Annotated in this window: 16 protein-coding genes, 3 tRNA genes and 3 rRNA genes; 3 read left to right on the plus strand and 19 right to left on the minus strand. The window is 45.5% G+C overall.

Annotated features, from left to right (window positions below; translation table 11 throughout):
• Nucleotides 1–15: 15 nt before the first annotated feature.
• Nucleotides 16–3,270, plus strand: coding sequence for a type I restriction endonuclease subunit R (locus QF117_RS19980; RefSeq protein ID WP_282387841.1), 3,255 nt, complete (start codon nt 16–18; stop codon nt 3,268–3,270).
• 262 nt (nt 3,271–3,532) lie between these two features.
• Here QF117_RS19980 and QF117_RS19985 read toward each other — a convergent pair whose 3' ends face one another.
• The 10 genes from QF117_RS19985 to QF117_RS20030 form a co-directional block, all read right to left on the minus strand.
• Nucleotides 3,533–4,477 carry an LPD25 domain-containing protein gene (locus tag QF117_RS19985; RefSeq protein ID WP_282387843.1) on the minus strand — a complete coding sequence of 315 codons (945 nt, stop codon included), beginning with the start codon at nt 4,475–4,477 and terminating at the stop codon, nt 3,533–3,535.
• Nucleotides 4,478–4,496: 19 nt separating this feature from the next.
• Nucleotides 4,497–5,108, minus strand: coding sequence for a hypothetical protein (locus QF117_RS19990; RefSeq protein WP_282387845.1), 612 nt, complete (start codon nt 5,106–5,108; stop codon nt 4,497–4,499).
• 80 nt (nt 5,109–5,188) lie between these two features.
• Nucleotides 5,189–5,434 (minus strand): hypothetical protein, encoded by a 246-nt coding sequence (locus QF117_RS19995; RefSeq protein ID WP_282387847.1) that lies wholly within the window; start codon nt 5,432–5,434, stop codon nt 5,189–5,191.
• A gap of 111 nt (nt 5,435–5,545) precedes the next feature.
• A complete protein-coding gene (locus QF117_RS20000; RefSeq protein WP_282387848.1) occupies nt 5,546–6,040 on the minus strand; it encodes a DUF2787 domain-containing protein in 495 nt (164 codons plus the stop codon).
• Between the two features lie 108 nt (nt 6,041–6,148).
• Nucleotides 6,149–6,844: a hypothetical protein gene (locus QF117_RS20005; RefSeq protein ID WP_282387849.1), complete on the minus strand. Its 696-nt coding sequence runs from the start codon at nt 6,842–6,844 to the stop codon at nt 6,149–6,151.
• 81 nt (nt 6,845–6,925) lie between these two features.
• Nucleotides 6,926–7,360 (minus strand): DUF2787 family protein, encoded by a 435-nt coding sequence (locus QF117_RS20010; RefSeq protein WP_282387850.1) that lies wholly within the window; start codon nt 7,358–7,360, stop codon nt 6,926–6,928.
• Nucleotides 7,360–7,839 carry a DNA repair protein RadC gene (radC, locus tag QF117_RS20015; protein ID WP_282387852.1) on the minus strand — a complete coding sequence of 160 codons (480 nt, stop codon included), beginning with the start codon at nt 7,837–7,839 and terminating at the stop codon, nt 7,360–7,362. The genes QF117_RS20010 and radC overlap by 1 nt, the downstream gene beginning before the upstream one ends.
• A 112-nt stretch (nt 7,840–7,951) precedes the next feature.
• Entirely contained in the window at nt 7,952–8,728 is a 777-nt protein-coding gene (locus tag QF117_RS20020) for a DUF3944 domain-containing protein (RefSeq protein ID WP_268665458.1), read from the minus strand.
• 19 nt (nt 8,729–8,747) lie between these two features.
• Nucleotides 8,748–9,323, minus strand: a complete 576-nt coding sequence (locus tag QF117_RS20025) for a hypothetical protein (RefSeq protein ID WP_282387857.1) — start codon at nt 9,321–9,323, stop codon at nt 8,748–8,750.
• 3 nt (nt 9,324–9,326) lie between these two features.
• A complete protein-coding gene (locus QF117_RS20030; protein WP_282387859.1) occupies nt 9,327–9,542 on the minus strand; it encodes a hypothetical protein in 216 nt (71 codons plus the stop codon).
• Between the two features lie 101 nt (nt 9,543–9,643).
• On the opposite strand from QF117_RS20030, the gene QF117_RS20035 reads away from it, so the two are divergent.
• On the plus strand, nt 9,644–9,883 hold the full coding sequence (locus QF117_RS20035) for a helix-turn-helix transcriptional regulator (RefSeq protein WP_282387860.1): 240 nt from the start codon (nt 9,644–9,646) through the stop codon (nt 9,881–9,883).
• Nucleotides 9,884–9,917: 34 nt separating this feature from the next.
• Here the strand turns inward: QF117_RS20035 and QF117_RS20040 are convergent, their stop codons facing one another.
• The 7 genes from QF117_RS20040 to QF117_RS20070 all read right to left on the minus strand — a co-directional run bounded on the left by QF117_RS20040 (nt 9,918) and on the right by QF117_RS20070 (nt 16,741).
• Nucleotides 9,918–11,144 carry an integrase arm-type DNA-binding domain-containing protein gene (locus QF117_RS20040; protein WP_282387861.1) on the minus strand — a complete coding sequence of 409 codons (1,227 nt, stop codon included), beginning with the start codon at nt 11,142–11,144 and terminating at the stop codon, nt 9,918–9,920.
• A 165-nt stretch (nt 11,145–11,309) separates the two neighbouring features.
• Nucleotides 11,310–11,386: transfer RNA gene (locus QF117_RS20045), tRNA-Asp, on the minus strand.
• A gap of 93 nt (nt 11,387–11,479) precedes the next feature.
• Nucleotides 11,480–11,595 (minus strand): 5S ribosomal RNA (gene rrf, locus QF117_RS20050).
• Between the two features lie 87 nt (nt 11,596–11,682).
• Nucleotides 11,683–14,571 (minus strand): 23S ribosomal RNA (locus QF117_RS20055).
• A gap of 361 nt (nt 14,572–14,932) precedes the next feature.
• Nucleotides 14,933–15,008, minus strand: a tRNA-Ala gene (locus QF117_RS20060).
• Between the two features lie 43 nt (nt 15,009–15,051).
• Nucleotides 15,052–15,128 (minus strand) — tRNA-Ile (locus QF117_RS20065).
• 66 nt (nt 15,129–15,194) lie between these two features.
• Nucleotides 15,195–16,741 (minus strand): 16S ribosomal RNA (locus QF117_RS20070).
• Together the 16S, 23S and 5S rRNA genes with 3 tRNA genes alongside form the textbook arrangement of a ribosomal RNA operon.
• A 682-nt stretch (nt 16,742–17,423) precedes the next feature.
• On the opposite strand from QF117_RS20070, the gene QF117_RS20075 reads away from it, so the two are divergent.
• Nucleotides 17,424–17,876: an RNA-binding protein gene (locus QF117_RS20075; protein ID WP_282387862.1), complete on the plus strand. Its 453-nt coding sequence runs from the start codon at nt 17,424–17,426 to the stop codon at nt 17,874–17,876.
• On the opposite strand, the gene murI is transcribed toward QF117_RS20075, so the two are convergent.
• Together murI and QF117_RS20085 are read right to left on the minus strand one after the other, a co-directional pair.
• Nucleotides 17,839–18,639, minus strand: coding sequence for a glutamate racemase (gene murI / locus QF117_RS20080; protein ID WP_282387863.1), 801 nt, complete (start codon nt 18,637–18,639; stop codon nt 17,839–17,841). The genes QF117_RS20075 and murI overlap by 38 nt on opposite strands.
• A gap of 30 nt (nt 18,640–18,669) precedes the next feature.
• The gene (locus QF117_RS20085) at nt 18,670–19,356 is read right to left on the minus strand and encodes an adenine nucleotide alpha hydrolase (protein ID WP_282387865.1); all 687 of its coding nucleotides are present in this window, start codon (nt 19,354–19,356) and stop codon (nt 18,670–18,672) included.

A 19,356-nucleotide genomic window follows, 5' to 3' on the forward strand; every position in this document is an offset into this window, starting at 1 on the left:
CAAGGGTAAGGCTTAATGATCACTGAAGACCAGTTAGAGCAAGAATGTATTAGATGGTTCACCGACCAAGGTTACCTCTATAAAAATGGCTATGACATCGCACCTGATGGAGATTCTCCAGAGCGTGATGATTATCATCAAGTTGTTTTAAAACAACGGCTATTAAATCAATTAGCAATCATCAATCCAGAGCTTCCGATAGAGGCTCTGAATGATGTGGTTAACACGGTATCTTCCCCCGATACGCCCATTCTTATTAAAAACAACCGTGCCTTCCACAAGTTTGTGATTGAAGGTGCGCCTGTTGAATATACCGTGTATGAAGACGGTGAAACCAAAACTAAGCACACCCATGCTCGCTTAATGGATTTTACCAATCCAGATAACAACGAGTTTCTGGTGGTAAATCAGTTCACGATTACAGGTAAGAAAGGAAACCGGCGCCCAGATGTATTGTTATTTATCAATGGGTTACCTATTGCTGTCATCGAACTGAAAAATCCCGCCGATGAGCATGCCGATATTTGGCACGCCTACAACCAACTTCAAACTTACAAAGATGAAATTCCGGACCTCTTTGCCTTCAATGAATCTTTAGTGGTTAGTGATGGTTGGACGGCTCGTATTGGTTCACTAACCGCCAATAAAGAGCGCTTTTTACCTTGGAAAACCGTATCGAGTGAAGATGACAAGCCACTTTGGGAATACCAACTTGAAACCATGGTTAAGGGCTTCTTTAAACCTGACCTACTGTTAGATTACATACGTTATTTTGTTTTATTTGAAACAGATAACGACAACATAATCAAGAAGATTGCAGGTTATCACCAGTTCCATGCTGTACGAGCCGCGGTAGAGGCGACCGTTCGTGCTAAACAAGCAGAGGGTGAATTACCTATGGTTGCTGAACGTATGGAGCAATACCAAGTACAAGCAACAAAAGGTTTAGATAAGATTAAACCAGGCAGCGGTAAGGCGGGGGTAGTTTGGCATACACAAGGGAGCGGTAAAAGCATTTCGATGGTTTGCTACGCCAGTAAACTACTGCAACAACCAGCAATGAATAACCCAACAATAGTGGTGGTTACAGATCGAAATGATCTTGATGGTCAACTTTTTAACACTTTTGGTATGGCGCAAGAGACGCTCAAGCAACTCCCCTTACAAGCTAATGGTCGAAATAAGCTGCGTGAACTGCTATTGAGTCGCCAATCTGGCGGTATCATCTTCACTACTATCCAAAAATTTGCCTTAGTGGCAGAAGAGACGGACCATCCCGTGCTCTCGACGCGAGCCAATATTGTCGTAGTCTCAGATGAAGCACACCGCAGCCAGTATGGTAATAAGTCTAAACTGGTTGATGTAAAAGATGCAGAAGGAAACGTGACTTCTCAAAAGTACGTCTACGGTTACTCTAAATACATGCGCGATGCATTACCAAACGCCTCATTTATTGGTTTTACAGGCACGCCTATCGCAATGGATGACAAAGACACCCGTGGTGTTTTTGGTGAGTACGTCTCTATCTACGATATTCAAGATGCCGTTGATGATGGTGCCACTGTGCCTATCTACTACGAATCTCGCCTCGCTAAGCTTGATATTAACCAAGATGAAATTGAGCAGCTTAACGATAAAGTTGAAGATGAAATTGGTGAAGATGAAGAAACGGCAGATCGTGAAAAAGTAAAATCAGAATGGGCAACATTAGAAAAGTTGGTAGGCGCTGAGCCTCGCATTGAACAAGTTGCAAAAGATCTGGTTGAGCACTTCACTACTCGAACATCGACATTTCCCGGTAAAGCCATGATTGTAGCGATGAGCCGAGAAATCTGTGTCGATCTCTACAATGCTATTGTGGCGATTAAGCCTGATTGGCATCACCCAGATACCGATAAAGGTGCAATTAAAATTGTGATGACTGGCTCTGCATCAGACAAAGAGAAGATGCAGCCTCATATTCACGATAAGAAAACCAAAAAACTATTCGAGAAGCGCTACAAAGATACTGACGATGAGCTTCAACTCGTTATCGTTCGAGATATGTGGCTAACAGGATTCGATGCACCTTGTTGCCATACCATGTACATCGATAAACCAATGAAAGGGCACAACCTGATGCAGGCGATTGCTCGTGTTAACCGTGTATTTAAAGACAAGCCCGGTGGTTTGGTTGTCGATTATATAGGTATCGCTAATGAACTTAAAAATGCACTAAAGACCTATACCAACAGTCAAGGTAAGGGGCAGCCAACAGTCGATACAGCAGAAGCATTTGCAGTATTGATGGAGAAGGTTGATATCATTCGAGGGATGTTTGCAACACCCGTTGATGCGACGGTATTTAATTACCGCCCTGATTTTGAAACAGATGCATTGCGGTTATTGCCGGGAGCGGTAAACCATTTGTCGGGTTTGTCTCACACCGACGCTAACGGTAAAGAAGTCAGAGACGGAAAGAGACGATTTTTAGATGTGATGGCGGCTTTGGCTAAAGCATATTCACTGTGTAGCACCATGGATGAAACTCATGGTTATAAGAATGAAATTGCTTTTTACTCTGCGATCAAGACAGCTTTTATCAAGTACTCAACGGTAGACAAGAAACGCACCGATGAGGAGCGCAATACAGCATTGAAGCAAATTTTAAATAATGCTGTGGTAGCCGATGGTGTTGATGACATTTTTACTATGGTTGGGCTTGATAAGCCGAATATCGAGCTTCTCTCGGAAGAGTTCCTAGAAGACGTTAAGAGCATGAAAGAGAAGAACCTTGCGGTAGAGCTGTTAGAAAAGCTGCTTCGTGATGAGGTTAAATCTCGCATGAAGAACGACGTCGTACAGGAGAAGAAATACTCTGAACGTATTATGTCGACGCTGCAAAAATACCATAACCGCAGTATTGAAACAGCTCAGGTTATTGAAGAGTTGATCCAGTGGGCAAAGGAAATGCAAGAGGATTCAGAGCTTCTGGATAAGTTAAAGCTTTCCGTTGATGAAATCGCTTTCTACCGTGCTCTGGTTGAAAACGAGTCTTCAGTTCGTGAGCTTGGTGATGATGCTTTACGTAATTTGGCAATTGAACTAACCAAACAACTTCGTAAGTCAGCCACAGTTGACTGGCAGAAGCGAGAAAGCGTACGAGCGCGTATGCGAAACCTTGTGCGTCGACTGCTGCGTCGATGGAAGTATCCACCCGATGCGGCAGAAGAGGCGATTAAGCTTGTTCTTGAACAAGCTGAGGTACTCGCAGACGGATGGTATAAATAATGAGAAAGGCAAGGCTCCCCCCCCCTTGCTTTTTGAATATATATTCAAAAATGGTTTTTATACAGAATCGAATAGTCATGCCTTCGAGGTAAAAAATCATCCAAAATGAACAAATTTGAGTTTGTACTCTTACCAATGATTGTCCAAAAATCATTGGTAACGTCTTGCTGCTAGAGGTAAGCATCAAGCGACTCTGTCGTAGATAACTGCGAGCAAAAAAATCATACTACCTAAAGAGAGGCGAATTGATCGCCTCTCTTTTTTATTCAGGTATCGCCAGCTCACCTAATGGCACGTATCGCGCCTTGTTTTCTGTTCGATAAAAGCTGATTTTCTTTATCTTCCAGCCATAGCGTAAATACTTAGTGTCGGTCAGATAGTAGCCTTCTCCCATTGAAAACCGCTCTCGATGCTCCACACTTTTCTCTTTGTCATTCAGAAAGGCCGTCTCTGGATGATTGAGGCTCGCTTTACGCATTTCCGAAAACAGATGTCTGTTGTGCTTCGACCATGCCAGTATGATGGTCTTTAACGTTTTGGTATGAAACTCACCCGCATACGGCTCACTGATTTCTGCATCATAGTCGGTGAGTGTCGCCACAATCACACCTTTAGCCCATATCGGTACTTCCAGAGCCTCTTGGAACGCCTCCTCCGCTTGTTGGTGCTCGCGCCATGCTTCTTCCCGCTCCTGTTGTTTGGCTGCTTCTTTTGCTGCCTCCTGTGCTTTGGCTTGCGCTTCAATCTGCTTAATCTGCATTCGACCCAAATCAACGTTTGTACAGTCCAATGCGTACGTCCTAATGAATCGGATGAGCTGCTGGTGGTGCTTGTCATGCAGCCACCGCTTATCGGCTTCTTCTTTGTGTATATGGTAGTAATTGAGCGTGCTTAAACAGTGCTCTGCAAATCCTTGGTCATTACCCCCACAGCCTAAATCTAAGCGGCATTCGTGTTGGTGCTCATTATCAAAGGTGACCGTCACTTTGGTTTTATCGTACCCGCCTAATGGATTGGTCTTGGCCACTTCTAACGCTTTGGCTTCAAAATCTGCAAAATCATACTCGGTGTCAGAATCAAAGGCTCTGGATTCTGACCAATGAACATAAACGGTGATGGGAAAAATAGGGGCTGAGACCTCAGCTCTTTCATCTTGAGGTTGGTGCTGTTGTGGGCTTACTGGTGTTTCAATGTTTTGACTGTTCATGGTGGATGCTCCTTTTTCGTTATAAAGCGGTAGCAGACAGCACACCGAGCATCGGTGTCTGTTTGAGTTGTTGGTTATCGAGATAGAACAAGCTCAAGCCTTGAGTACTTAGGCGTAGCTTGGTGGGGATAGCGTTAAGGCACTGGCCTACGAGGGTGAAACGCAGCGTCTGTTTCTGGATGAATGCTTGCTTGATGGTCGCAAGGTGTGGGAAGTAATTCATGTGCTCTGTAGGCAAGTCCACCTCAATGCACCTTAGCCACTGTCGATACGTACCACTCTCTTGGGTATCCATCTCACTCTGTTCAAACAGGGATTGATATTGCTGTTTGGTGCGTTCAGGCAACAGGCAAGCAAAGTAGCGAGTGGTGAGCGTTAAAATGAGGCTGTCGTATTGCGCAGTCACCCAAGGCAGGGGCGTGGTGCGTTTAAAACTGTCTTTGCCCTCCAGGCGCGTTTTTTCTGCATAACCTAAATCCGCGAGGATGTTTAACCATCGTCGAATCGTATCAGGGGACTTTCCTATTCCTAACGCCTCTGAGACATCACACACACTCTCTAAAGATTTGGGGTAACGAGTAGGAAGCTGAGCAAGCAGTAAAAAGACCGCTTCGATATTGGATGGTGGCATGGCTGTGCTCCTATAGAATGAAAAAAGCCACAACCGATTAGGCTGTGGCTTGAACTAACATTAAGAATGAATTGAGGCGCTTACTCCTCGTTGTAGCGCTCGTGAGTGATGAGCGGATGGTCATGAGTTGGACAGTCAGGTAACTCTGGTCTGTCTTCTTCCAACGCTTTATCTATCAGTGCGGCAGATGTGCCAATCGCAGTCGACACCGCAAAACCGGCTGCACTGATGGTGCCAATGGCCCCAAAAACAGGGGCGGCGGTAATGACGCCCGCGACACTGGCTGTGGCTGCGACAGCTTTACCAACGGTTACATACCAAGACATGGTGGTCTCCTTTTTTTGTTGAGTGAAAGTAAAAAGGCCATCTCAAAATGAGATGGCCTTATCGGGTGTTGCTATGATTAGAGTGGTTATTGTTAGGGTGAGTACGCTTTATCATTGAGGCCCCACCGTAATAAGGTCATAGGCGTCCATCGCCATGTACGCCAGAAAGTTATGCTCCCAAAGCTGATACAGCTCTTTTGCTGCACTGTCCTCTTTAATGGGTGCCCAGCCTTGCTGGTGGTGGGCAAACCATTCTCCTCGGCTGAAATCAAAATCGAGTCCTCGCTCTAATTCAGGGTAGTGATGACCGATATAAGCAAAGTCCGTGATGTAGCTGTAATGCCATGCGCCATCACTGTGTTTATTGAGACAAATTTCAACCGGATGAAAGCCGCCCTTTTCAGCGCTGTAACTGGCATCTCGAAAGTTGAAGATAATACCGTCAGCATCAATTAGTGAATCAGCAAGCTCATCATCTAACGTAAGCTGGTGTGCTAGCGTTGTCACAATAGAGTGTATCAGAGCATCAGAGACAGGGAGCAATGACGCTTTGATGTTGGTGGAAAGAAACCCTATTTGGCTTCGGATTAACAGTTGTTTAGACATAATGCGCCCTCCTACAGGCAGTAAGATAAGGTAATTTAAAATAGAACGGTTGAGTTCGAGCCAGAACGACTCATGATAAAGCGGTCATTGACCGAGGTGACTTAAGGGCTAGATGGCGTGCTTTTTCACTGCGCGGTAAGGCGGTGCAGAGCCATTGAGCCAGCACTTGCCTTGATAGCGAGTCACTAACTGTTGAAAGAGCCACATCTCAAACGCAGAGCTTGGCGCAATGGAGACATCAAAACCGTCTTCATCACCACGTGTTCGGTCTTGCCAAGTGGCCTTAAAATCCGACAGGTGCGTGTTCAACACACGATACGACTCTTGCTCCTTTTCATTTTGAGGGACACGTAACCAAACAGAAAGGCGCTGACAATGCGGCATCACTCGATAATCACGAGCCTGGTCTAATGTCTGACGTACAGCACGTATCCACCCTTCGGCTTTGGTATCACGTCCATTGAGTTTTAATCCACCCGATTCCGCTTGCGCGGACCAATCACAGCCGTATTTAACCAGCAGGCTATGTTGCGTATCGACGCCACAAAACTGCCAATCACGACACCGCTTATTGGTGTCTGGATCAAATAGATTACTGCAACCTATCAACATGTGAAGCATAATAAGGTCATCGCTTCTCAATAAGCATTGGTAACGCTCATACAGACGTTTCTTAAGCTGATGGTCACTCATGGCTGTCACGTCTTGATTCAAGCGCTCAGTAAAGAGCTGACGCACCTGCTGCTCGATGTCTTTCTCTGGCACGCGCAGTGCCAGTTGTTCATACACAATGTCATAAGACATGATGAATACTCTCCCTTTCAAAATAACAAAAACGGCCCATCAGAATGACAGGCCGTCTCAATAAAAACGATATCTTCCGCGTCATGTTTTCACCTTGGTAAACCTCACATCATCAAAATGTTCATCCATTAACTGACGACAAAACATCCGAGACCAACTGAGCAAGACATCCATGACTTCAGGCCTAGCGAGCTCACAGCCTTTGATGTCTGGCTGATAAAACCAGCCGCGTTTGAAGTTAAAGTACAACTCTGGTGTCACACTGCGGTGCGTGTCATCGGGATAAGCAAAGCTGGCGATAAACACCACACGCCACTGCTGGTCATGACGCTCTAAACGCACTTCAACAGGATGAGTGCCACGACGAGTTTGATAGTAAGGCGTATGACGAAAGCTCACGGAGAGCTTATCGACATTGATAGGTCTTGGGGCACTGTCCAGCGCCGCACTTAAACACTCAACCAATGAAGGTAATAAAGTCACCTCATTGTCATAGCAAGACACAACAGTATTCATCACAACCACCCTCGCTCGGCAAAAGAGACGCTTTCTTTGCCAATCACAATATGGTCCAGCACACGAACGTCAATTAACGCTAAGGCATCGACGAGACGGCGGGTAATCTTTCTATCAGCTTGAGATGGCTCAGCGACACCAGATGGGTGATTGTGTGAAAAGATAACCGCTGATGCATTATGCTTAAGCGCGGCTTTCACGACTTCACGGGGGTACACGGAGGCGGCATCCACCGTACCTTGAAACAGCTCATCAAAGGCTATCAGTTGATGTTGGTTATCCAGAAACATCACGGCAAACACTTCACGCTCATAATGCGCGAGTTTACAACCGAGAAACTGTTTAACGTTACTGGGGTTTGTGTAGGCATCACCGACTTCAAAGCTTTGAGCTAAGATATCGGCGGCTTTTTCGAGTACTTGCATGGCCGTAACAGGCGCAGGAAACTCATAGGTTGCAATGGGTAAATGGGTAGGCATAGGTCAATCCTCTTAGGTTACAGGCACAAAAAAGCCCGCAGCGCATAAGAGCGTTACGGGCGATTAAGAATAGAGATACACCTAGGTAATATAGCCCTGTTATTTTTTGATATCAGCTCATCGTTTCTTGGGAGCCTTTTTCTTCCACTTGTTTATTATGCATTAACTGTTGTCGCAAGACTGCAACTTGAATAACAGCTGGCACAGTCACTCTATAGGCCGCTCCACCAACATCAACCATTGTCCATAACCCGGTAATGGCCCACCCAATAGGACCGCTTAAAATTGCCATCGCTCTAACTAAAGTTGCATTAGCAGCCAGAGATAGACCACGCCCAATTAAAGCCTTTAATACTGTATTAGCTATAATTAAAGTGAGTTGGTAAGATTTAAAGCCACCGGCTCTAAAAATTGCTTGAAACCCACCCAGAAGCATTTCTTTGCTATAACTGGTTATGTCCTTAGCATGGTCCATACCAATAGACTCAGCTAGCTCCTTTAGCTCATCCGGTGACATTGCCTCTAAAGAATCTTCGAGAATCTTCATTAAAAGTTGTTGCTCTATCCTTTCTGCACTTGAGTTTGGATTAAAATTAACTTTTAATTTCCCACAAACATCAATTAAAACTTCTTTATATACAACCCCCTTACCACCACGGAAAAATGTAGCTATGGTATGTGCACCAAAACATTGAAGCTCTGCTGCTACCTCTTGCCAATACATTGAGTGCTGGGGAAAGTGGTTCTTATAAGACTCTGTCTGAGTAAGCTCTTCGGTTAAACGTGGTGCCCCATCCTTGTCATGTGTTAAACAGAACACAAGATCGTCAAAATCTTCAGAGCTGACTTCTGAAAAAAAACTCAAATCAGCATCATATCGATAAGCCATATTAAACTCCTATAGTCAATTACCGGATCTTGATCGGGAAAACTAACTCATTGAAAAAATCGTTAACTTGTAATGACAAATTAGAGTCATGCTCAATTTTCAAGCCACTTAATGGAGCATTACCAGTGCAATCGGTTTCTTCTGAAAAAGGTGAACCCTCATACCCATTGACTGGCGTTTTTTCAACGAGATAAGCGGTATATAATGCATTCTCTTCATTAAAATTTTTATTCGCTATATAACCGAGTTCAAAAAAAGTGCCCTCTTGAATACCGATCACATTACAAGATCCATCAACAATATAGCTCGCACCATAGCCAGGGCCTTCACTTTGATGATACCCATAAGCGCGAATTTGAAATAAGCCACCCAGCCCATCAAAAGAAACTAAAGCCGTCATTTCTGAGCCATCTTGTTCTAAAACAGTAAGGTTTGAGATCAATGTATCGTTTGCTTCGTAAACATGCTGCTTAATTTGAACTTCTTGTTCGTTAACCAATAGTTTTCCAGCTTCGCTTGATTTCAAAACAACGTTAGCTTGACTAGACCAAGCAACAAAACTTAATAACAAGGTGGGGATTAAGGTTGATTTCATTGATTACTCCAAAGTAATAGACGCATTAGTGGTTAGAATGATTGGCGCATTAGAGACCGTTAAGCTTACAGTGCTAATCGGCGTATCTAATGTACAACCTTGGTTTTCACATACATCGATAACGCTCTCAGTTGGAAGTACAGGACCAACTTCGCTTGCTTTATCATCACTGCACCCTATCAAGATGGTAGTGCAGAATATGAACACAATATTTTTCACAGCTTCACTCTCCTAATTAGCACAAGAGCACCCGTGTGGGTGCACATGCTGCGCTATATTACTTGTATCTTAGTTGCACCGCAACAGGTGCAGTATCATTTATGAGCAAAATAATATTTAAAAACATAACCGGTCGGAAAATTCGATATGTACGACTGAGTAAACACTTATCTCAACAAGACGTTGATCGTATGTGTAGTTTAAAAGGAATAGAGATGACAAGAAGTAAACTAGCGAAGGCCGAAGCTGGAATGATTAGAATAACCGATGAGATGCTAAGAGATCTCGCTGAAATACTTGACGTCGGTGTTAACGTATTTTTTGATGATATTGATGAATAGAGTCATCAAGATCACCTGATGACTCATGATGTTGTTAAGTAAGCAAAATACAAGATATATTGGCTGAACAGTCGATATGATCGCTCCACCACTGCATCATATCTCGTCGTTGCTCTACGTATTGACTGCGGTTGTACGCCGCTCTCACTTTATCCTTGTCCGCATGCGCTAATGCCGCTTCCACCAAATCTCCATTAAATTGAGGTTGTTCGTTCAATGTTGTACTGGCTAACGCTCTAAGCCCATGCGACACCAACTGTCCTTTGAACCCCATACGCTTAATGGCCATGTTAGCTGTCTCACTGCAACAGTGACGACTCGTATCTTTATAAGAAGCAAAGACATACTCGCTTACGCCGTGTCCTGTAATGCTTTTCATCTCTTCTAACAATGCTAAGGTTTGTGTCGTCAACGGCACAATATGATCGCGTTTTTTCTTCATTCTTATCGCAGGGATAGACCAAGTCTTGTTTATCCAATCAATCTCCTCCCAACGCGCCCCAGCGGCCTCACTAGGTCGAACCATGGTGTGAAGCTGCCACTCAATCAAACAGCGCGTGGTAAAGTGAATACGAGCGCGAGAAAGACTCTTCATAAACTCGGGTAACATTTCAGGCGGTAACGTCTTCATATTCTCAGATTGTGGCTTTCTGAAGGCTTCCTTAATATCCGTTAATCGATTGAATTCAATCCATCCACTGTTACGAGCAAACTTCATGATTTCATTTAATTTTTGACATAAACGTCGCAAAGCTTCTAGGTTGCCTTTGCGTTCTAAAGGCCTTAAGGTTTGGATAGCCAGTTGTGGAGAAAGCTCGGAGACAGGCACTTGGCCTAGAGAAGGGAAAATATGCAGCTCTAAAGAGCGCAGAATATCGTGAGAATGCTTTTGAGAAATACTCCCTTGTTTCACCAATAGCCATTCCTTAGCCACTTTCTCAAGCGTTGAGTTTAAACGTAATTGCTCTTGTGCAGATTGTTGATCTCGATGAGACTTAGGGTCTTTGCCCTGCTCTATCAATGAGCGAGCCTCACGCGTTCTTTCTCGCGCTATTTTTAAGGATGTGTTTGGGTAAGTACCCAGCGTCAGGTTGATACGCTTAGCGAGTACAGGGTGGGTATAGTTGAGAAGCCAGGTCTTAGTGCCGTTCGTTTTGACACGAAGGCGTAAACCGTTACCGTCAGACAAGATGTATTCCTTGCCTTTCGGTTTTACATTTTTGATTTGAGTTTCTGTCAGAGGTTTAACTTGTTTTGCCATGATGGTACACCGTTAAATTGAACACAGTGACAATGTACCCAATAGTGTACCGTCCAAACCACGTGACCCAGCAATGCCATTCGTCATAAAGCGACGCACAGAGCTAGATAACACGGGATTTCAGGCAAAAAAAAAGACGTCCTAAGACGTCTTTCTTCAATGGTTTGGCGGAGTGGACGGGACTCGAACCCGCGACCCCCGGCGTGACAGGCCGGTATTCTAACCAACTGAACTACCACTCCGCAGTGGTATCTTTAACTAAATAAAGTCTTAGCGTTGGTCGCTTTATTTAGTTTTGCCTTTAGATTTTTAAAAATCTAAAAACAAGGAAACAAGCCTGGCGATGTCCTACTCTCACATGGGGAAGCCCCACACTACCATCGGCGCTACTGCGTTTCACTTCTGAGTTCGGCATGGGATCAGGTGGGTCCGCAACGCTATGGTCGCCAAGCAAATTCTTAATTCGGAAAACTGATTATAAAAGTTCACTCACACATTCAATGTTCTATTTGAGTCCACAAAACCCCTTGGGTGTTGTATGGTTAAGCCTCACGGGCAATTAGTACAGGTTAGCTCAATGCCTCACAGCACTTACACACCCTGCCTATCAACGTTCTAGTCTTGAACAACCCTTTAGGGCACTTAAAGTGCCAGGGAAGACTCATCTCAGGGCTCGCTTCGCGCTTAGATGCTTTCAGCGCTTATCGATTCCGAACTTAGCTACCGGGCAATGCCACTGGCGTGACAACCCGAACACCAGAGGTTCGTCCACTCCGGTCCTCTCGTACTAGGAGCAGCCCCCTTCAATCTTCCAACGCCCACGGCAGATAGGGACCGAACTGTCTCACGACGTTCTAAACCCAGCTCGCGTACCACTTTAAATGGCGAACAGCCATACCCTTGGGACCGACTTCAGCCCCAGGATGTGATGAGCCGACATCGAGGTGCCAAACACCGCCGTCGATATGAACTCTTGGGCGGTATCAGCCTGTTATCCCCGGAGTACCTTTTATCCGTTGAGCGATGGCCCTTCCATTCAGAACCACCGGATCACTATGACCTGCTTTCGCACCTGCTCGAATTGTCATTCTCGCAGTCAAGCGGGCTTATGCCATTGCACTAACCACACGATGTCCAACCGTGTTTAGCCCACCTTCGTGCTCCTCCGTTACTCTTTGGGAGGAGACCGCCCCAGTCAAACTACCCACCAGGCACTGTCCGCAATCCCGATAAGGGACCAACGTTAGAACATCAAACGTACAAGGGTGGTATTTCAAGGTTGACTCCACTCCATCTAGCGACGAAGTTTCAAAGTCTCCCACCTATCCTACACATGTAGGTTCAATGTTCAGTGCCAAGCTGTAGTAAAGGTTCACGGGGTCTTTCCGTCTAGCCGCGGGTACACTGCATCTTCACAGCGATTTCAATTTCACTGAGTCTCGGGTGGAGACAGCGTGGCCATCATTACGCCATTCGTGCAGGTCGGAACTTACCCGACAAGGAATTTCGCTACCTTAGGACCGTTATAGTTACGGCCGCCGTTTACCGGGGCTTCGATCAAGAGCTTCGACCGAAGTCTAACCCCATCAATTAACCTTCCGGCACCGGGCAGGCGTCACACCGTATACGTCATCTTACGATTTTGCACAGTGCTGTGTTTTTAATAAACAGTTGCAGCCACCTGGTATCTGCGACTCCTAGTAGCTCCATCCGCAAGGGACTTCACCGCCAAGAGCGTACCTTCTCCCGAAGTTACGGTACCATTTTGCCTAGTTCCTTCACCCGAGTTCTCTCAAGCGCCTTGGTATTCTCTACCCGACCACCTGTGTCGGTTTGGGGTACGATTTCTTATAATCTGAAGCTTAGAGGCTTTTCCTGGAAGCATGGCATCAATGACTTCACCACCGTAGTGGCTCGACATCGTATCTCAGCGTTAAGAAAGTCCGGATTTACCTAAACTTTCCGCCTACGTACTTGAACCTGGACAACCGTCGCCAGGCCCACCTAGCCTTCTCCGTCCCCCCATCGCAATTATAAGAAGTACGGGAATATTAACCCGTTTCCCATCGACTACGCCTTTCGGCCTCGCCTTAGGGGTCGACTTACCCTGCCCCGATTAACGTTGGACAGGAACCCTTGGTCTTCCGGCGAGGGGGTTTTTCACCCCCTTTATCGTTACTCATGTCAGCATTCGCACTTCTGATACGTCCAGCAGCCCTTACAGACCACCTTCAACCGCTTACAGAACGCTCCCCTACCCCGCATACAAAGTATGCAGCCGCAGCTTCGGTGTATAGCTTAGCCCCGTTACATCTTCCGCGCAGGCCGACTCGACTAGTGAGCTATTACGCTTTCTTTAAATGATGGCTGCTTCTAAGCCAACATCCTAGCTGTCTAAGCCTTCCCACATCGTTTCCCACTTAGCTATACTTTGGGACCTTAGCTGGCGGTCTGGGTTGTTTCCCTCTCCACGACGGACGTTAGCACCCGCCGTGTGTCTCCCGGATAGTACTTACTGGTATTCGGAGTTTGCAAAGGGTTGGTAAGTCGGGATGACCCCCTAGCCTTAACAGTGCTCTACCCCCAGTAGTATTCGTCCGAGGCGCTACCTAAATAGCTTTCGGGGAGAACCAGCTATCTCCAGGTTTGATTGGCCTTTCACCCCTAGCCACAAGTCATCCGCTAATTTTTCAACATTAGTCGGTTCGGTCCTCCAGTTGATGTTACTCAACCTTCAACCTGCCCATGGCTAGATCACCTGGTTTCGGGTCTAATCCTAGCAACTGTACGCCCAGTTAAGACTCGGTTTCCCTACGGCTCCCCTAAACGGTTAACCTTGCTACTAAAATTAAGTCGCTGACCCATTATACAAAAGGTACGCAGTCACCCAACAAGTGGGCTCCTACTGCTTGTACGTACACGGTTTCAGGTTCTATTTCACTCCCCTCACAGGGGTTCTTTTCGCCTTTCCCTCACGGTACTGGTTCACTATCGGTCAGTCAGTAGTATTTAGCCTTGGAGGATGGTCCCCCCATATTCAGACAGGATATCACGTGTCCCGCCCTACTCGATTTCACTGATTATGATGTGTCGGTTACGGGGCTATCACCCTGTATCGCGAGACTTTCCAGACTCTTCACCTGCATCATTAAAAGCTTAAGGGCTACTCCAATTTCGCTCGCCGCTACTTTCGGAATCTCGGTTGATTTCTACTCCTCCGGGTACTTAGATGTTTCAGTTCCCCGGGTTTGCCTCGTTGTGCTATGTATTCACACAACGATACGTGCTTATGCACGTGGGTTTCCCCATTCAGAAATCCCAGACTCAAACGGTTATTACTACCTAATCTGGGCTTATCGCAAGTTATTACGTCTTTCATCGCCTCTGACTGCCAAGGCATCCACCGTGTACGCTTAGTCACTTAACCATACAACCCCAAGAGGTCTTATGTATGGCAAACAACCAAGGTGTAATTTGTCTCTCATTATTTGAATGAGCGAGAGACATCAGTTTGTCTCACTTTAAAAAGTGACATCAAACTGCGATTTTGCCGGACTCAAATATAAACAATCATGACGAGTCATGGTTGTTTCCAAGAACACTTGAATGTGTGTTGGTACCTAGTCTCTAAAAGAGAATAGGATTTGAGAACTTTTATTTGAACAACAACCAATCAAGTTGTTGTTCGTCAGCTTTCCAAATTGTTAAAGAGCAGATTCATTTCTTATGAAAGAAAAAAACCATTTTTAAAAACACTCAACTTTTTTCAAAGTAAATGCACTTAAAGATGGTGGAGCTATGCGGGATCGAACCGCAGACCTCCTGCGTGCAAGGCAGGCGCTCTCCCAGCTGAGCTATAGCCCCAAAAACTTAATGCTTTAAAGCCAACCCTTTTTGGGAAAAGAATTGGTGGGTCTGAGTGGACTTGAACCACCGACCTCCCGCTTATCAGGCGAGCGCTCTAACCAGCTGAGCTACAGACCCAGCATTAAACTCTTAACGTATTAAACATATCAATCTGTGTGGGTACTCATCGTGAAAATCATCGTATAAGGAGGTGATCCAGCCCCAGGTTCCCCTAGGGCTACCTTGTTACGACTTCACCCCAGTCATGAACCACAAAGTGGTGAGCGTCCTCCCCGAAAGGTTAAACTACCCACTTCTTTTGCAGCCCACTCCCATGGTGTGACGGGCGGTGTGTACAAGGCCCGGGAACGTATTCACCGTGACATTCTGATTCACGATTACTAGCGATTCCGACTTCATGGAGTCGAGTTGCAGACTCCAATCCGGACTACGACGCACTTTTTGGGATTCGCTCACTATCGCTAGCTTGCTGCCCTCTGTATGCGCCATTGTAGCACGTGTGTAGCCCTACTCGTAAGGGCCATGATGACTTGACGTCGTCCCCACCTTCCTCCGGTTTATCACCGGCAGTCTCCCTGGAGTTCCCACCATTACGTGCTGGCAAACAAGGATAAGGGTTGCGCTCGTTGCGGGACTTAACCCAACATTTCACAACACGAGCTGACGACAGCCATGCAGCACCTGTCTTAGAGCTCCCGAAGGCACACCTGCGTCTCCGCTGGCTTCTCTAGATGTCAAGAGTAGGTAAGGTTCTTCGCGTTGCATCGAATTAAACCACATGCTCCACCGCTTGTGCGGGCCCCCGTCAATTCATTTGAGTTTTAATCTTGCGACCGTACTCCCCAGGCGGTCTACTTAACGCGTTAGCTCCGAAAGCCACGGCTCAAGGCCACAACCTCCAAGTAGACATCGTTTACGGCGTGGACTACCAGGGTATCTAATCCTGTTTGCTCCCCACGCTTTCGCATCTGAGTGTCAGTATCTGTCCAGGGGGCCGCCTTCGCCACTGGTATTCCTTCAGATCTCTACGCATTTCACCGCTACACCTGAAATTCTACCCCCCTCTACAGTACTCTAGTCCAACAGTTTCAAATGCAGTTCCGAGGTTGAGCCCCGGGCTTTCACATCTGACTTATTGAACCACCTGCATGCGCTTTACGCCCAGTAATTCCGATTAACGCTCGCACCCTCCGTATTACCGCGGCTGCTGGCACGGAGTTAGCCGGTGCTTCTTCTGTCGCTAACGTCAAGAGATAAGCGTATTAAACTTACCCCCTTCCTCACGACTGAAAGTACTTTACAACCCGAAGGCCTTCTTCATACACGCGGCATGGCTGCATCAGGCTTTCGCCCATTGTGCAATATTCCCCACTGCTGCCTCCCGTAGGAGTCTGGACCGTGTCTCAGTTCCAGTGTGGCTGATCATCCTCTCAGACCAGCTAGGGATCGTCGCCTTGGTGAGCCATTACCTCACCAACTAGCTAATCCCACCTAGGCGTATCCAATAGCACAAGGCCCGAAGGTCCCCTGCTTTGCTCCAAAGAGATTATGCGGTATTAGCCATCGTTTCCAATGGTTATCCCCCTCTACTGGGCAACTTCCTAGGCATTACTCACCCGTCCGCCGCTCGTCAGCAAAGAAAGCAAGCTTTCTTTCTGTTACCGCTCGACTTGCATGTGTTAGGCCTGCCGCCAGCGTTCAATCTGAGCCATGATCAAACTCTTCAATTTAAGATTTTGATTCCCTAAATAAATAGGGCTCGGCTCAACGAATACTGACTTCAAAACTAGGATTTATCCGAAGATAAACCTGTAATTCTAAAGCTATTATCTTTCCAACAGAAAGATAATGAATTGACTGTGCTCTTTTTGGTTTTCACTTTAAAAAGTGAAATCAAACAGCTCAAGGCTGTACCAAATTGAATTGGTCACTCAGTTCATTGAAACCAAAGTTGTTTCCGAAGAAACTGTTTTTACCTAGGTAAAAACATATTGGATTATCATCAACGAGTGCCCACACAGATTGATAGGTTTAAATTGTTAAAGAGCGCCTAGCTTTCGTTCGTTACCGTTCGTTGCTAGGGGTGCGTATAATACGCTTTAAACTTTTGGAGTCAAGAGTTAATTTCGAACTCTTTATTTCTACCGAACACGCAATGTGATGTTTCTCTCATTCCGTGTCAGTGAGGCGGCATTATAGAGAGGATTAACTTTATGACAAGGCTTTTTTATAAAATAAATTCCGTTCGCCTAAAAAGCCACCAACCTCACTAATATTGAATAAAATTTCAACATTTGAGTCATGTCACATCATTATATTGGTAAAACTCAGCACATGTACGTAAGATTCATGTGTCTATTTTGTTAACGATAGACGTAACTCTCTCTTATTAATTGAAATGTAGTATTCAATATGAACTCTAATAAATCGATCTTAATGGTAGTCGCCGTTGCAGTTATTGGCTCTGTCATCCTTTATCTAGTAGATATTCCATCTATATTCGCCTTCCTTATCGGTGTTTGTGCTTCTGCTCTTATCTTTAAACCTTCTAACACTGGCACGGAAACTTCTGAAACTTCTTCTCCTTCAACACAAACTCTTTATGTAGGCAACTTACCTTATAAAGCAAATGAAGCACATGTTAGGGAACTTTTTTCTAAGCATGGTGAGGTTTTTGCTGTACGCCTAATGAAAGACAAGCGCACGGGTAAACGCCGAGGGTTTGGTTTTGTGGTTGTGGCATCAAGCGATGTTAATTCAACTATCGACGCACTCAACGACCAAGACTACATGCAACGTACTTTGAAAGTCAGAGTAGCAAACGATCCTAAACACCCTGAAAACGAAGACATTGGACAGGACTAAACCCTAGTTCTTTTAATGCAGTATTTAGTGCGCTTTCATCTAATGGCGGCGCACTACTCCAAACCTCTTGCTCACCTTCATAGCTATGTCCAGTTTCTACATTCAACAGTGACTTTAACCTTCTAGCGATGGCTTCTCCTGAATCCACTAAGATAACGCTATTGCCTAGCACTTGGGCTATTTCCTGCTTAATCAGAGGAAAGTGAGTGCAGCCTAGAACAGCCACATCGATATGCCCAATGAGTGGGGCAATGATTTGCGCCAGCGCCTCTAAATTGATTTCTTTTCCTCTGAGTTTTGTTTCTGCCATTTCCACCAGTAACGTGGAACCTAACATCTCAACACGAGTGTCACTTGAAAAGCTTCGAACAAGATCCTTTGTATATTCGCGAGTAATGGTTGCAGGTGTAGCAATAAGCCCTACTGCTTTTTTCGCCAATAAGGAGGCTGGTTTAATGGCCGGAACTACGCCAACGACGGGAATTACTAATTTTTGTCTTAATGCGGGTAGGACGATGGTGCTTGCAGTGTTGCAAGCGATAACAACCGCATCGACATGGTGGTTTTCTACAAAGTTCGATATCAGCGTGTCGACTCTCTCAATGAGTACCTCTTGAGTGAGTTCCCCATAGGGATAAGCCTCATTGTCAAAAAGATACGTACAATTTACTTGCGGCAAGAGAGTTTTGATTTCTTGATAGACAGATAGCCCGCCAACACCGGAATCAAAAATAAGGACTGCAGGATGGTTTTGATTCAACACACGATAGATTCCTAGATTCGAACCAGATGATCATACCTGCTCTTTCTGATTTGGCAATGCGATTGCGTTATACCTTTGATAACTGAATCGCTCATCGTGATCAATGTGTTGCAATTCGAGCTCAATTCTTCCGCTAAAGCAGGGCGCCTCTGTGACTAATGTATGGAACTCACCATTTTCACCGCAGGGATCGATGCCTTGAGGTAAATCTTCCAAAAACGTTTCGTTATAAATTCGCCCACAAAAATCTCGAGATAGACGCTCACCATCAATCATGATTAACGACGTTACTATGTTTCTTTGGATAATTTCTTGAGCCAGTGATTGAGATGATTCCCCCATTAATGGGAATACACACTCCCAACCAGTTGGTTCCATATAGCTTCTTCGGTATTCCGCAATCCCATTACAGAACATATCACCGAAGGCGACGGCCTCGAACGATAGTTTGGATTCTTTTAGGCCATCAATCACCGTGCTTTGGTAAATGTCGTTGCTAGGAAATACACAAGGAAGCTCGATAGTAATTAATGGCAAACCGATTAAGTCCGCCTGCATTTGGACAACTTCTAGAGGTGTTGCTTGGAACGGAACGTCATTGTTTACATGGGTAGTATACAAAGCAACAACTTGATACTCAGGATTTTCTAGTAGGCGCAATAAGGTGAGTGTTGAATCCTTACCGCTCGACCAGCTTATGACTACATTCTTTTTCAT

This window comes from Vibrio sp. YMD68, assembly GCF_029958905.1.
GTDB lineage: Bacteria > Pseudomonadota > Gammaproteobacteria > Enterobacterales > Vibrionaceae > Vibrio.

Bases quoted from the DNA above. Each gene is read 5' to 3' on its own strand.
- QF117_RS19980 (WP_282387841.1), top strand. From the start codon at position 16: ATGATCACTGAAGACCAGTTAGAGCAAGAATGTATTAGATGGTTCACC.
- QF117_RS19985 (WP_282387843.1), bottom strand. From the start codon at position 4,477: ATGAACAGTCAAAACATTGAAACACCAGTAAGCCCACAACAGCACCAA.
- QF117_RS19990 (WP_282387845.1), bottom strand. From the start codon at position 5,108: ATGCCACCATCCAATATCGAAGCGGTCTTTTTACTGCTTGCTCAGCTT.
- QF117_RS19995 (WP_282387847.1), bottom strand. From the start codon at position 5,434: ATGTCTTGGTATGTAACCGTTGGTAAAGCTGTCGCAGCCACAGCCAGT.
- QF117_RS20000 (WP_282387848.1), bottom strand. From the start codon at position 6,040: ATGTCTAAACAACTGTTAATCCGAAGCCAAATAGGGTTTCTTTCCACC.
- QF117_RS20005 (WP_282387849.1), bottom strand. From the start codon at position 6,844: ATGTCTTATGACATTGTGTATGAACAACTGGCACTGCGCGTGCCAGAG.
- QF117_RS20010 (WP_282387850.1), bottom strand. From the start codon at position 7,360: ATGAATACTGTTGTGTCTTGCTATGACAATGAGGTGACTTTATTACCT.
- radC (WP_282387852.1), bottom strand. From the start codon at position 7,839: ATGCCTACCCATTTACCCATTGCAACCTATGAGTTTCCTGCGCCTGTT.
- QF117_RS20020 (WP_268665458.1), bottom strand. From the start codon at position 8,728: ATGGCTTATCGATATGATGCTGATTTGAGTTTTTTTTCAGAAGTCAGC.
- QF117_RS20025 (WP_282387857.1), bottom strand. From the start codon at position 9,323: ATGAAATCAACCTTAATCCCCACCTTGTTATTAAGTTTTGTTGCTTGG.
- QF117_RS20035 (WP_282387860.1), top strand. From the start codon at position 9,644: ATGAGCAAAATAATATTTAAAAACATAACCGGTCGGAAAATTCGATAT.
- QF117_RS20040 (WP_282387861.1), bottom strand. From the start codon at position 11,144: ATGGCAAAACAAGTTAAACCTCTGACAGAAACTCAAATCAAAAATGTA.
- QF117_RS20075 (WP_282387862.1), top strand. From the start codon at position 17,424: ATGAACTCTAATAAATCGATCTTAATGGTAGTCGCCGTTGCAGTTATT.
- QF117_RS20085 (WP_282387865.1), bottom strand. From the start codon at position 19,356: ATGAAAAAGAATGTAGTCATAAGCTGGTCGAGCGGTAAGGATTCAACA.